The organism is Parafrankia irregularis (genome assembly GCF_001536285.1).
Classification (GTDB): domain Bacteria; phylum Actinomycetota; class Actinomycetes; order Frankiales; family Frankiaceae; genus Parafrankia; species Parafrankia irregularis.
The window spans coordinates 115,380-128,627 of the sequence record NZ_FAOZ01000021.1 but is presented as its reverse complement, the minus strand read 5'-3'; the positions used below and the strand labels follow the sequence as shown (position 1 = coordinate 128,627).

Genomic DNA, 13,248 nt, shown 5'->3' with positions numbered 1-13,248 from the left:
CTCGCCGACGCCCCCTCCCGCGCGGAACTGGCGGGCGCAGGAGCAGGCACGGGGGGAAACTCCCCGGCCGGCGGCCCAGGACGCCGCGCCACCCAGCGGTACCGGCCGCCCCGGCGGCGCCCGGCCTGGAGGTAGCGCCGAGCACGGGGGTAGCGCCGAGCGCGGGGGTAGCGCCGAGCGCGGGGGCAGCGCCGAGCACGGAGTAAGGGCGGGACGCGGCTGGTCCGCGACCGGGCGTCGGGGTCAGTCACGATCAGATGCGGGGAAGTCGGCTGCTCCGAGCCCCGGCGGGGGATCGGACCCGGCCCCCCGACGCCCCCAGGCCGCCGGCCGTGGACGGGGAGGTCGCGGGGAACGCCATGACCCGCCGCCCGAGACGCGCGGCCCGGACCTGCACTTCATCAGCGCGTTCACCGACACCATCGACCTGTCGGCGCTACGGCGGCGGCTGGAGCTGGAAGACGCGCGCGTACCGGACCAGACGGAGTACATCCCGCGCCTGTACGGGCGCAACCGGGGCGACGGCGATGCCGCCAGCACCCAGGTGGTCCGTCGATCCGGCGTGCCCGGGAACACGCCTGTGCCCCGTTCCCGGGCCGGTGCCGGCGCGCCCGCGGGGACCTCGGATCCGGACCGGCTGGCCGACTCCCGGCGCGGCCGGTTCGACGGAGCCGATGATCCGGACCTGGTCGGAGCCGCCACATCGTCCGGTGCCGAGCGGCCCGGCGCGCGCGCGGCGGAGGAGAAGCGGACCGGCGGCGGTTCGACGAAGACGAAGGCGATCTGGACGCTCGCCGACCAGGGCGTCTCCAGTGCCACCAACGCCGCCGTCTCGATCCTGGTCGCCCACTACGTGGGCAAGACGGAGTACGCCGCCGGGTTCGCCGTCCCTTATCTGATCTTCTCGGTCATCATCGGCATTTCGCGGTCGAGCTGCTGTGTGCCGCTGGGAATCGCATATGCCGGGCGGTCGGCCGCCGCGTTCCGGCACGCGGCCGCATCGACCACCGGAGCCTGCCTGGCGTTCGGCGCGGTGCTGAGCCTTCCCTCCATCCTGGTGGGACTGCTCATCGGTGGGCGGGTAGGCAGCGGGCTGGTCATCATGGGCTTCGTCCTGCCGGGGCTGCTGCTGCAGGATGCCTGGCGCTATGTGTTCTTCGCGCAGGGCGTGCCGGTCAAGGCCTTCGTCAACGACGTCGCCTGGGCCCTGGTCCAGGTTGTCGGGCTGGCGGTGCTCATCCGGCGCGGGGTGGCGGAATCCCCGCCGATGCTGTTGGCCTGGGGCGTCGCGGCACTGGTCGCGGCACTGCTCGGAGTGGCCCAGGCGGGCCTGTGGCCGGCGCCGTCCCGTGCGTTGGCCTGGGTCAGGGAGAACCGGGCCAACGCGTCCAACCTGACGGCGGAGTTCATCACCGTGCAGGGCGCGTTGCAGGCGTCGATCCTGCTCATGGGCGCGCTGCGTTCCCCGGAGATCGTCGGTGACCTGAGCGCCGTGCGTACCGTCCTCGGCCCGACGACCGTGATCGGTGTCGGAATCGTCAGCTTCGCGGTCCCGGAGCTGTCCCGCCGGATGGACATGTCAGCCCGGGCCCGCCAACAGGCCGCGGTGGTCCTCACCTCGGTGGTTGTCGGGCTCGGATTCCTCTGGAGCCTCATCTTCATCCTGTTCCCGGCGCTCGGGGAGTTTCTGTTCCGGGCGAGCTGGCCCGGGGCGCACGCCATCCTGTTGATTTCCGCGCTGCATTACGCCGGGACCGCCGTGCCGACCGGGCCGGCCTGCATCATGTACGCGCTCGGTCACACCAGAAAGACGTTCCGGATCAATCTGGTGATGGCGCCGATGTTGTTCGCGTTTCCGATCATCGGCCTGTTGCTGGGAGACGCGCGGGGCGCTGTCATCGGCTTCAACGTCGTGTTCTGGGGTATCGCGCCGGTCTGGTGGATCCAGCTGCGCCGAGTGATCCGCGATCACGAGGCGGAGCGCCTCGCGGCGGTGGCGGCGCGGCAGAGTGCCGCGGATGAGGCGGGCGGTGGCACGCCCGGCCGGGGCATCGCCTCGCCGGGCGTCGGTGAAAGCGGAGCCCTCGGTCTGCCCGACGCGGCAGCCGGCAGGGCGTCGACGGGCAGGCACGCTAGGTCATCGCCGTCCGCGTCCGGATCGTCGTCGGTGGCCGGTTCGGGACCGCACAGTAGCCGTGGTGGCCTGTCCGAGGGTGGAAATTTAACGGAACGGTAGGTTGCGTCGGTGGCGTAGACCGCTTACTTTGCGCTATCGGCTATGCTCACAAATCGGTTCCGTCAGATCTTGGCCGTGGTCTAAATGACCGGCTTGACGCTCCTGTGGGGGGCCCAATTGACTCCGCTTCATTCGCGACCGGGAGGGCCCGCGCCAGCGCTGCTCTGCACGCGGCGGGCTGGCGCCTCGCGGCGTCCGCGCGGCGCTGAGGCGGGCGCGCGATGAGCCGCTCCGGGCAGCCGGCCGAGGGCGGCCGTGCTCCGTCCGCGCCGTCGCTGATCCGCATCATCAAGCCGCGCTGGATGGTCATCGTCATCGCCACGGTCATTCTGGCCGCGCTCGCGATGATCGTCTCCAAGCAGCAGGCGGCCACCTACGAGGCCAGTTCGCGGATCTTCCTGAGCACGGACGGCATCCCGGATTCGGTCGACCCTGGCCGCTACACCCAGACCCAGGCCCAGCTCGCGACGTCGACAGCGACGCTGGACACGATCGCCTCGGATCTGAAGATCTCCCGTGATGAGGTCACCGACCGGCTGAAGACCACGCCGTCGGACGAGGGCTACTTCTTCACGATCATCGGCAAGGGTCCCACGCAGCCGGCCGCGATCGACTTCGTGAACAAGGCGAAGAACGCCTACATCGCCCAGCTCGGCAAGTCCGGCAACGGCGACACGTCGAGCATCGAGGCGCTCAACGCGGCCCGGCAGACAAAGCTCCAGGAGCTGGCAGGGCTCGGCCAGGCGAACGACGCACTCAGCCTGAGCAGGGGGCGCGTTCTCAGCGGCGAGCTGACGGAGATCGAGACCAAGCTCAAGGAAGCGGGCGTGGCGGGTTACGCCGCGAACGCCTCGGTCCGCCTCGCTGAGGCGCCCCAGTCGAACGGGCAGGTCGCACCGAACCTGTTCCGCAACGTCCTGGTGGCCGCGCTGCTCGGCCTGTTCGGCTCCATCGCCGGGCTGTGGATCATGTACCAGCGGCGCCCGACCATCCTCGACCCGCACAACTCGGCGGACCTGCTGGGTGTGCCGCTGATCGCGGACCTGCCGCCGAACCGCACCAGCGCCAACGCGGCGGAGACCCTGGTCTCGGCAATGTCGGCGGTGATGTCGCCGACCAGCAAGGTGGTGGCCTTCACCCCCGCCTCGCGGACGGACCTCAGCTCCGAGCTGGTCGCCGCGGTCGCCGCCGCCTGGTCGGACGACCAGGGCGTGGTCCTGATCCTCGACACCTCGGCCCAGTCCGAGGTGCGGGCCTCACTGGAAGGGCTGCCCCGGCCCACCTCGGCCGAGCTGCCCCACTGGGCGCACGAGCCGACCTGCCTGGCTCGCTCCTCCGGCACCGGCCGCGGCCACATCCTGTACAACCGGGTCTCGCCGGCCCGGGCGGCGCGTCCCGGCGGCCTCGCGCCGATCCTGGCCGACCGCGCGCCCGTCGTGGACCTCGTCATCCTGGTCACCGCCGCGCTCGCGGACCTGCCGATGACCGCCGCCTCGGCGATCCAGGCGGACGCCGTCGTCGTCATCACCTCGTCCGACACCAACCTCAAGGAGCTTGAGCAGGTGCCGCGCGACTGGCCGGCTCTGGCCGAGCGGGTCGTGGGTGTGGTGCACGACGGGCGTACCGCGGTGCGGCGCAACGCCGGTGGTGGTCGTTCTTCGACGTCGGCTTCGGTAGAGTCGATCACGTCCGCTTCGCCGGTGGGCGCCGAGCCGCATGGCCGGGGCTCACGCGACACCGAGGCGACCGACCGCTACGCGCGGCCGAATCGCTGAGCGGGCGCAGGGCCTGAGCACAGGCGGCCGAGTGAGGCCGCCGCAGCACGACAGGCACGGCACGGAAGAGGCAAGGCAGTACCTCCGCCGGTAGCGGGATCACCGGGCCGGCGGGGGAGGGGAGCAGGGCCGCACCGAATGAGGGGCGGGTCGGTCGGGGCATGGCAGAGCCCCGAACCGACCCGCCCCTCGCTGTTTGTCGGACGCAAGGCCGGGTGGTGGGGTGGGTGTGGGGCCTGGCGGGGGGTGGGAAGTCCCCCTTGGCCGCCACGTGAACGGAATGGGGAGCCGCGCTCCTGGTTCCGTCCGGTGAGGGTGAGCGGTGGCAGGCGGGAGCACCTGTCGCATCGGCGTAGCCCTGGACTTGGTCAGTTCTGTGCTTTTGGCTGATCTTGCAGCTGGCCGCAGCTGCCCGCCGGCTGCTGGCGCCTGCGACAGAGTGATTCCGCCTTGAGTTCGAGCTGCGGCTCCGGAACGGAGCCTGCTAGCGGACAAGAGTGCAGGATTCTGGTCGTTCCAACGACCAGAATCCTGCACTCTTGCGGATTGCCAGGGCGCTCGGCGCCCCTTTTATGCCTTTTGATGTGGATTGCTGGTGCCGTCCTGCCGTCCTGCCGTCCTGCCGTCCTGCCGTCTGGCGGTGCGGATCTTTGGTGGGCGGCAGGGATCCGGGCGGCAGGCGGACACGGACCGGCAGGAGCCGCAGCCATGCCCGGCAGGAGCCACAGTCACGCCCAGGGGTGGCTGTGAAGAACAGGGGCTCTGCCGCGGACAGCGGACAGCGGACAGCAGGGCGTCTCCAGTCGCGTGGCGGCCTGGCGCCCGTTTCTAGACGCTGTGCTGGGCCGGAGCGAGTGGGGCGGCGAAGGCGGGATCGATCTGGGCCGTGACTCGTGGACGGTTCCAGCGTTCGTCCTCGGGCGTCGTGGTGAACCAGGACACGAGGAGCATGCCCAGCGTGGTCACAACGGGGCTGAGGAGACCACCCGACAGCACGCTGTAGAAGACGATGACCGATCCGGAGAGGACGAACGACGGCGAGCCACGCACGAACATGGACAGGACGAAGGCCAGGAAGGCGACGGTCCCGATCACGCCGTACTCCAGGACGAGCTTGGGCAGCAGCGCGTAGTTCAGCGGCAGGCTGGTCCGGAGGAAGAACTCGATCGCGTCGCGGTCGGCGAATCCGGGGCCGGAACCGAAGAGGACAGTGACGGGATCCTTGTCCAGCGCATCCCAGGTCCTGGTGTAGGGCTGGACGAACCGCAGGCTTCCGCTGGAGTTGTTCGAGGAGGTCTCGGTCGCTCGTTCGGCGAAGATGCTCGCCGCCGGGGTGAAGCTGAGGATCGTCACAACGATGGCGACGCCGACGAAGGCCGTGGTCGCGAACCGGGCGCCCTTGTGCACCGAGAGCAGCACCAGGGCGACGGCCAGCAGGACGACGCCGGTTCCGGAGACCGTCGAGAGCAGGGCCAGCACGTAAAGGACGTAGCGCCACCAGCTGCCGGAACGGAGCACGCAGACGACGAGGCCGAACGCCAGGAACTGCGAGCAGAACGACGGCTCGAGGCAGATGAAGGCGTTCGACTTGTAGAGGCTCGACCCGTACTGCACCGGATAGCTGGTGTTGAACCCGTGCATCCGGAAGTTGTCGGGGACGACCTGCTTGAGGACGTCCGTGTACTGCCAGCCGACGAGCTGGATGGCGAACTGGAAGATCGCGATACCGGCCAGGATCGTCGTCAGCGTCACGAACCGGTCGAGCACCCGGGGAAAGATCGACCTGGCGTCGCTCGGCGCGAGGCCGAAGCACAGGGGCACATACGTGGCGAACAGAAGAATGAGCGAGGTGATCGCGCTGTCGTCCAGCTCGCGCAGGAACGAGACCAGCGCGGCCGCGCAGCAGGCGGTCATCGCCAGCAGATAGGCGCGCACGCGGCCGACGTTCACCTGGATGTCGCCGTGGCTCATCATCACGATGACGCCGACGATGGTGATCGGCAGGATGAGCTGAAGCTGGGCGCCGGCGACCGGGATGGCGATCCGCTGCAGGAAGATATTCGCGCAGAGCAGGATCGTCAGTGTCTTGAGGATCCGTGCGTTGCGTGGATCCTCGGCGGTCACCTCGGCGGTGGGGATCACCCAGGAGCGTGGAATCCTCGTGGTGAGGGTGGTGGTGACCACCTGTTTCCGCCCCCGTTTCTGCCGCGTCGGCATGTCTGGCCTGCGCCGTGCCGCGTATCGCTCGCATCGCTTCGGCTGGCTGGCGACCCGCCCGATCGACCCGTCGGGGCAGTGGGTTGACGGCCGCGTCGCCGCTGCGGGTGACCGGCGTCGGCCCGGAGCGACAGTCTAGCGGTGGGCGAAATGCGGCCTCGTGGCGGCCGCCGCGGTCCCCGCGCGACCAGGTATGGTTAGCAAACCTCACGTGGCGTCATTGTTGCGACAGGTAATACCAGTAGTACGTGTCGTGATGATCGGGAGAGGTGAGAAGGCGGGGGATCTTGTCCCCAGGTGTGTCGCGCAGCTGACTGCCGCCGCTCGCGGGAACCGTCCGTCCCCGGTGCTCCGTTTAGGCGGTCGCGTTGGTGCCGGCGTGCACATCAAATGATCTTCGGGCGTCGTCGTGCGCCGGCAATGGAGGTGGGGGCATGGAAGGCGGGGGTTCCAGACGGCCTGGCGCGGAGCGGTCCGCGTGGTCGGTCGTGCCGCCGGACACCGGTGCGACCCCGCAGCGGCAGCGCCGGCAACGCAGGCTGCTCCTGCTCGGTGCGGCCAGTGCGGCCCTTGCCGTGGTCCTGCTGGCCGTGGCTGTCATCGTCTTCACCGGTGGCGACGAGGATGTTCCCGCGACCCACCCCACCACCACCGGCGTGAGCTGGGTATCGGGCGCCAACGCCAACCCGCCGAACGACCTCGCGTCCTGGGAGGCCTGGGTCGGTCGTGCCACCGACGTCGCCGTCGTCTTCACCGCCCGGACGAACTGGCAGACGATCACTCAGGCGGACTGGCCGATGTCCGACTTCCGCCCCGAGGCCTATCCGGGGCAGCTGTCGATCGCCCAGCCGCTGCTGGCGAAGGGGAGCAGTGAGGCGGCCTGCGCGTCGGGCGCCTACGACAGCCACTGGCGTGACTTCGGCACCACCCTGGTCCGCAACGGAAGGCCGGACGCGATCGTCCGGCTCGGCTGGGAGTTCAACGGCGACTGGTTCGACCCCTGGCTTCCCAAGGACACCGGCACCTGGAAGGTCTGTTTCACCCGCGCCGCCGCCGCGATCCGCTCGATCGCCCCGCAGGTGCAGATCGAATGGGACATGACCGCGCATCGCGACACGATGGAGAACGGCGACAACGTGTGGGAGGCCTACCCAGGCGATGACGTCGTCGACATCATCGGCATCGATGCCTACGACAGCTCGCCGGCCTCGCTCAGCCAGAAGATCTTCAACGAGCAGTGCAGCCGGGCGTCGGGCGTGTGCACCGTGGCGAAGTTCGCGCGTGAACACGGCAAGCGCCTCGCCGTCCCGGAGTGGGGCCTGGACCGCCGTGCCAGCGCCGGTGGCGGTGCCGACAACCCGTTCTACATCGAGAAGATGTACGAGTTCTTCGTCGCCAACCAGGACATCCTCGCCTACGAGGCCTACTACAGCGCGTCGCCGTCCGAGGAGGAGAACGTCGCCTCGTCCCTGCACAACCCGGCGACGAACCCGAACAGCGCCAAGCGCTATCTCGAGCTCTTCGGCGGCCCGAAGGTGGCCGCCACCGGTACCGGCAGCGGATCCTGAGCCGGTACCGGTGGTGCCGCCCGCAGCGCCAGGCGCTGGTGGCTCTGCGCTAGTAGCTCTCGCTAGTAGCTCTTCAGCGCGGGCCGCAGATGCAGCTCGGTGACCTCGGCGGTGCGGGGGAGCTGCACCAGGTAGGTGACGAGGTCGGCGACGTCCTCGGCCTGGATCAGCAGCTCGGGGCGGTAGCTGCGCCCCTCCCGCTCGAAGATCGCCTCCTGGCGGGGGGTCGCCGTCCGGCCCAGGTGGATGGTCACGACCCGGACGCCGTCGGAGTTGATCTCCTGGCGCAGGCTGTCCGCGACGGCGCGCATCGCGTGCTGCGTCGCCGCGAACTGGCTGGTCCCGGCACCCGCGCGGACACCCTGCGACGAGTTCATGACCACCACGTCCGCACCAGCGGGCGCGGCACCGTCGCTGTCGGCGGCGCCGTCGCCGTCGATGGTGGCCGCGGCGCGCAGCGCGGGGAGCAACCGCTGCGTCAGGACGAACGGCCCACGGACGTTCGCGGCGTACTGCGCGTCGAAGTCGTCGACGGAGGCGTCCTCGACCCGCGAGTTGAGGTAGCCGCCGGCGCTGTGGACGAGCAGGTGAACGTGGCCGTACCGGACGACGGTGTCCGCGGCGAACCGCTCCACCGCGGCGGTGTCGGTCAGGTCGAGGCGGACGGGCACCAGCGATCCGCTGGAGGGAAGCGCCGCGGCCTCCTTGCCGAGGGCGTCGAGACGGGCCTGGTCCCGGCCCAGCGCCAGCACGGTCGCGCCGTCACCGGCAAGCCGCGCGGCGACCGCACGGCCGATGCCGCTCGACGCGCCCGTGACCACCGCCACCCGGCCGGCCAGCGGTCCGGTGGCGACGGCCGTGAGCGCCGGAGCCGGATCGGGCTCCACCGACGGTGACGCGGACGGTGCAGGCTCGCGCGACGAGTTCGGCGCTGCGTCGCCGCTCACGAGGCCGTCTGGTGGTCGTAGACGAGGATGGCGTCCGGCAGCGGCGGAGCCTCGTCGTAGCTGAGGCAGAGGTCCTCGGGGATGCGGCTCAGGTCGGTGCCGCGCAGGTAGTCGCGCATCGTCGTGCCGGTGCATTCCGAGTCGACGTTGGGCGCGCCCACGTGGTTCACGACATCGTCGAAATGGACCGTGCGGAAGTCGATGCTGAACCGGGTGCGGCCGGAGGTGTTCGGCACCGAGGAATGCAGCTGGTTGCCGGAGAAGACGAGCATGCCGCCGGGAGGCGCGATCACCCTTGTCTGCGGGAAGATCTCGACCTCCTCCTCGGGCTTGGGCTGCACCCGGGTGTCGGACTTGATGTGCTTGGCGGCCGACGCGCGGTTCGTCTTGTTCCACTCGTAGTAGTTGTAGGTGCGCGAACCGTTCTTCACGGCCTGGCCGAAGTAGCGGGGGTGGAAGGCCAGCCCGTTCTCGGGCACGATGTCGAAGATCGGCATCCACCAGTTGAGCTGGCAGAACGGCGCCGAGTACCAGGTGTCGCGGTGCGGGTGGAACGCGTAGGCGATACCCGAGGTGAGGTAGTCGTCACTCGTCGACGTCCGCAGCCGCGGGACGTCGAAGTAGGTCCTGGAGATGTCGCAGCCCAGCTCGGCGAGCATCGCCGGAATGAGCTCCTTGCAGGTCGGGTGGTGGATGAACCGCGGCTTCAGCTCGGCGAGCAGGGCGGCGTACTCCTCGACCGGCATGTGGTGCTGCGCGGTCTCGGGATCCAGGTCGCCGAACGCGTCCCGGATGAGCTCCCTGGTGAACTCGACGAACGCGGTGGTGCTGGGCCGCGGCGAGTAGACGAAGAGCTCGCCCTCGTAGAGCTTGGCCCGCCGGTCGTCGTCAGACAGCGCTGAGTCGAGCAGCACTGTGCTCATCTGGTTCTCCCTCGTCCTGGACGTGTTTGAGAAGGAGCCGGGCGAGGTCGAGCTCTTCCGGCGTGGTGACGTGGATGTTGGCCGGCTCGCCGTCTAGGACGACGATCCGGCCGCCGGCGTCGGCGACCATGGCCGAGTCCTCGACGGCCTCGGTCGCGTCGGCGTGCACCGCCCGCAGCGCCGACGCCCGGAACGCGTGCGGCGTCTGCACCAGCCGGTGGGTCTCCCGCGGCAGCGAGGCGCCCGCGACCAGGTCCGTTCGGCCGCCCGCCCCGACCTGCGGGACGACCTCCTTGACGACCTCCGTCAGCGGCAGCCCGGGGACCGCGCCGTCGGCGCCGGCGCGCACTGCCGCGACCACCGCGCGGTACAGCGCCGGGGTGGCGAGCGGGTGCGCGGCGTCCGTCACCACGATGACCTCGGCGTCGGCGGGGACGGCCGCCAGCCCCGCCCGCACCGAGTCGGCGCGCATCGCGCCGCCTGGCACCGCCAGGACACCGGCCGGCGGTGTCCATCGCTCCAGCAGGTGCTGGGGAAGCACGACGACGACTCCGTCACAGGCGAGGCCGGCGGCGCGCACCGGGTGGGCGACGAGTGGCCGGCCACCGAGGTCGGCGAACTGCTTCGGGCCACCGAAACGGGTGCCGCCGCCGGCCGCCAGCACGATCGCCCAGGCTGGCCCGGACGGATCCGCTGACCCGGCCCGTCCCGTGGTCGGGGTGACGACGTCCATGCTCAACCGATCACGACCGAGGCCGCGGACGCCCCCGCCAGGGATGCCGCTGCCAGGGACGCGGACGCCCCTGCCACCGACGGCTCCTCGACCAGCAGGCCCACGCCGGCCAGTGCGTCCGCCGCGTTCGCGACCGCGTCGAAGGGAAGGTCGGCGCGCTCGGCGATGTCGAGCAGGCCGCGGGTGCCGTCGGCCAGGTTGAGCACCCACAGCAGCCCCATCTCGATCGACGCGCGGTTCATCGTCGCGCCGATCGAGCGGTAGAGCCCACGCCGGCCGAGCTGCGGCTCGCCGTAGGGGGAGGTGTTGCGCCAGACCCGGTCGGCCTCGCAGATCTCGATCGTGCGCCGCAGGATCGAGAACGAGTCGGCCAGCGACTCCGGCGTCACGAACTCGAGGTTGTCGGCCGAGGTGTGGTACTCCGGGTACTCGCCGTGCTGGCTGCGACCGAACCGGCCGACCGGCAGGTCGAAGCCCGGCGAGCAGAACTGGCGCTCGTCATACCCGTACGGGGAGAAGTCCACGATCCGGTGCGGACGTCCCGTCTCGGCGAGCGCGCGTGCCGTGGCCCGGTCGATGATCGCGTCGCCGCGCCGGCTGCGCTTGTAGGTCGGAGCACCGCGGTCGCCCAGGCCGGTGAGTACCAGGCCGTGCCGGATCCGCCCGATCACGCCCGGGTTGAGGGCCAGCCAGGTGATGGAACCGATCGTCCCCGGGATGAACAGCAGCCGGTAGGTGTACCGGCGTGTCCGGGCGGCCAGCGCGGCGGCCAGCTCGATCGCCACCGCGATGCCGGACGAGTTGTCGTTGGCCATCGCGGGGTGGCACAGGTGCGTGGTGACGAGGAACTCCTCGTCACTGGTGCCCGGCAGGACGATCTCGCCGTAGGTCAGCGAGCCCTCGGTGAGCGAGGTGTCGATCTCCACCTGGTACTCGCCGTCGGGCAGCGCCGCCAGCTGGCGGTCGGTGAGGCAGAACCCCCAGGCGTCGTTGTAGTACGAGGTCCGGTAGGGGACCCAGTCCGGCCGGTCCGGCATCGAGTAGAGGTGGTGGCGCAGCTCGGCCAGGGGCATCCTGGCCCGCATCGGGATGCTGTAGCCGAGCAGGTGCAGGGGGTTGTCGGCGGCGTCCAGGACGACCCGGCCGTCCGGCCCGATGAGCCGGGCACCCGCGACGTTCCACTCCCGCGGGATCGTCCAGTCGAGGACGGGCGTGCCTGTCGGTACCTCGTGCACGGTGAGCGGGACCTGGGCCGGCAGTGCCGCCCGCACCAGGTCCAGCGTCGCCCGGACCCCGTTGCCGGTGATCGAGCGCATCGGTGGCATCAGGGCTGCGACGAGGTCGTACAGGCGGTGGCCCACCACGTCGCTCTCGGTGGTGCTCATGGCTTCGCTGCCCGCTTCCTTCGGTGTCCGGTTCCTTCGGCGTCCGGCTTCTGATCGATCGGTGGGCTGAGCCGGCTCAATGGGCTCGGCCGGCTCAGTCGGCCCAGACCCGCCACGGCGCGGCGCCCGCGTCCCACAGCTGGTTGAGCTCGGTCCAGTCGCGGAAGGTGTCCATGCCCATCCAGAAGCCCTCGTGGGTGTGCAGGGTGAGCTGGTTGTCGCGGGCGAGCTGCTGCAGCGGGTGGCGCTCGAGCATGGTGGACGGGTCGTCGTCGAGGTACTTGTCGACGAACTCGCGCTCGAAGACGAAGTAACCGCCGCTGACCCACCCGGTCGCCGGGGGCTTCTCGGCGAACTGGGTCACCGCGTTGCCCTCGGTGACGAGCTCGCCGTAACGGCTGGAGGGCCGTACGCCGGTCACGGTGCCGATCCGGCCGGAGCGGACGTGGTCGGCGAGGACGTCGGCCACGTTGATGGCGCCGACCCCGTCACCATAGGTGATCATGAAGCGGGGGGCGGTCAGGTACTGGGCCACCCGCCGCAGCCGGGCACCCGTCCCGGTCAGCAGCCCGGTCTCGGCGAAGGTGACCTCCCAGTCCTCGTCGCCGGCGGTGTTGTGGAACTGCGGTGTGTGATCGTCGGAGAGCTTCAGCGTGAAGTCCGCGACCTGCTGGCGATAGGCCAGGAAGTAGTTCTTGATCAGGTCGCTCTTGTAGCCGAGGCACAGTACGAACTTGCGGAATCCGTAGTGTTCGTACGTCTTCATGATGTGCCACAGCACCGGCTTCCCGCCGATGTCGACGAGGGGCTTGGGAAGCTTCTCGCTGGCTTCACGCAACCGGGTGCCCATGCCGCCGCAGAGGATGACGACAGGAATGTCACGTGGGTCGAGGCCCGCGGAGTCGGCCGCGGCGGCGGGTCGGGTCGTGTCGGTCGTCAAGGCTGTCGCGTCTCCCGTGTCAGTGCCCGGCGGGCACGGGGATGGATGGCTCACCAGTCCGCGGCCGGGCCCGGCGGGCCCCCTGCGCCTGGCGTGACGTCCCTGCGCGAGGAGGTCCGCTGCCCCCGACCAGCCCACCCGGTGCAGGGAAGGACTGTCCTGTGCCGGGTGGGAAGGTCGCCGCGCTCACGTAGCCCACCGGAGGTGTGAGGAGCGCGGATGGCGGTGGCCCGTCACTCGGTGGCCCGTCACTCGGTGGGTCGGGATGCGGCGGCTTCCATTTGGTCCGCGGTGTTTCCTGGCCCACTGTCTTTCACGTGTTCAGTTCGCGTGTTCGGTCGCGCGTGTGACCGTGTCGTCGCCTGGTTGGGAGCGGTCCTCGATCGTCAACATGCGGGCGCGACGCGGCAACGGTACCGTACCGCCCCTTCAGTGCTGGTCCACGGGCCTTCAGTACTGGTCCGCGGGTCCGTGGACCCTGGACAAGAACGGCGAAGCGCGGCCAGCGGGTGCCGGCTGGTGCG

At 70.3% G+C, this 13,248-nt stretch carries 9 protein-coding genes; 3 read left to right on the top strand and 6 right to left on the bottom strand.

Annotation, left to right across the window (positions count from 1 at the left end; genetic code table 11):
• Positions 1-580: 580 nt before the first annotated feature.
• Complete coding sequence (locus AWX74_RS26090) at positions 581-2,236, top strand: MATE family efflux transporter (protein WP_242666425.1); 1,656 nt, start codon at positions 581-583, stop codon at positions 2,234-2,236.
• 221 nt (positions 2,237-2,457) lie between these two features.
• Complete coding sequence (locus tag AWX74_RS26085; protein WP_091282276.1) at positions 2,458-4,011, top strand: GumC domain-containing protein; 1,554 nt, start codon at positions 2,458-2,460, stop codon at positions 4,009-4,011.
• Positions 4,012-4,839: 828 nt separating this feature from the next.
• Here AWX74_RS26085 and AWX74_RS26080 read toward each other — a convergent pair.
• Positions 4,840-6,195 (bottom strand): hypothetical protein, encoded by a 1,356-nt coding sequence (locus tag AWX74_RS26080; protein ID WP_242666424.1) that lies wholly within the window; start codon positions 6,193-6,195, stop codon positions 4,840-4,842.
• Between the two features lie 467 nt (positions 6,196-6,662).
• Between AWX74_RS26080 and AWX74_RS26075 the strand changes: the two genes are divergently transcribed.
• Complete coding sequence (locus AWX74_RS26075; RefSeq protein ID WP_091282271.1) at positions 6,663-7,796, top strand: glycosyl hydrolase; 1,134 nt, start codon at positions 6,663-6,665, stop codon at positions 7,794-7,796.
• Positions 7,797-7,858: 62 nt separating this feature from the next.
• Here AWX74_RS26075 and AWX74_RS26070 read toward each other — a convergent pair whose 3' ends face one another.
• The 5 genes from AWX74_RS26070 to AWX74_RS26050 all read right to left on the bottom strand — a co-directional run bounded on the left by AWX74_RS26070 (position 7,859) and on the right by AWX74_RS26050 (position 12,724).
• Positions 7,859-8,683: an SDR family oxidoreductase gene (locus AWX74_RS26070; RefSeq protein WP_091282388.1), complete on the bottom strand. Its 825-nt coding sequence runs from the start codon at positions 8,681-8,683 to the stop codon at positions 7,859-7,861.
• A 56-nt stretch (positions 8,684-8,739) separates the two neighbouring features.
• On the bottom strand, positions 8,740-9,666 hold the full coding sequence (locus AWX74_RS26065; RefSeq protein WP_091282268.1) for a phytanoyl-CoA dioxygenase family protein: 927 nt from the start codon (positions 9,664-9,666) through the stop codon (positions 8,740-8,742).
• A complete protein-coding gene (locus tag AWX74_RS26060; RefSeq protein ID WP_091282261.1) occupies positions 9,632-10,399 on the bottom strand; it encodes an IspD/TarI family cytidylyltransferase in 768 nt (255 codons plus the stop codon). Before AWX74_RS26060 ends, AWX74_RS26065 begins: the two co-directional genes overlap by 35 nt.
• A gap of 2 nt (positions 10,400-10,401) precedes the next feature.
• On the bottom strand, positions 10,402-11,784 hold the full coding sequence (locus tag AWX74_RS26055; RefSeq protein WP_091282256.1) for a DUF4910 domain-containing protein: 1,383 nt from the start codon (positions 11,782-11,784) through the stop codon (positions 10,402-10,404).
• 94 nt (positions 11,785-11,878) lie between these two features.
• Positions 11,879-12,724 (bottom strand): sugar phosphate nucleotidyltransferase, encoded by an 846-nt coding sequence (locus tag AWX74_RS26050; protein ID WP_054565251.1) that lies wholly within the window; start codon positions 12,722-12,724, stop codon positions 11,879-11,881.
• Positions 12,725-13,248 lie beyond the last annotated feature (524 nt).

Coding starts and splice junctions, on each gene's coding strand:
- AWX74_RS26075 (WP_091282271.1), top strand. CDS start 6,663: ATGGAAGGCGGGGGTTCCAGACGGCCTGGCGCGGAGCGGTCCGCGTGG.
- AWX74_RS26085 (WP_091282276.1), top strand. CDS start 2,458: ATGAGCCGCTCCGGGCAGCCGGCCGAGGGCGGCCGTGCTCCGTCCGCG.
- AWX74_RS26060 (WP_091282261.1), bottom strand. CDS start 10,399: ATGGACGTCGTCACCCCGACCACGGGACGGGCCGGGTCAGCGGATCCG.
- AWX74_RS26065 (WP_091282268.1), bottom strand. CDS start 9,666: ATGAGCACAGTGCTGCTCGACTCAGCGCTGTCTGACGACGACCGGCGG.
- AWX74_RS26055 (WP_091282256.1), bottom strand. CDS start 11,784: ATGAGCACCACCGAGAGCGACGTGGTGGGCCACCGCCTGTACGACCTC.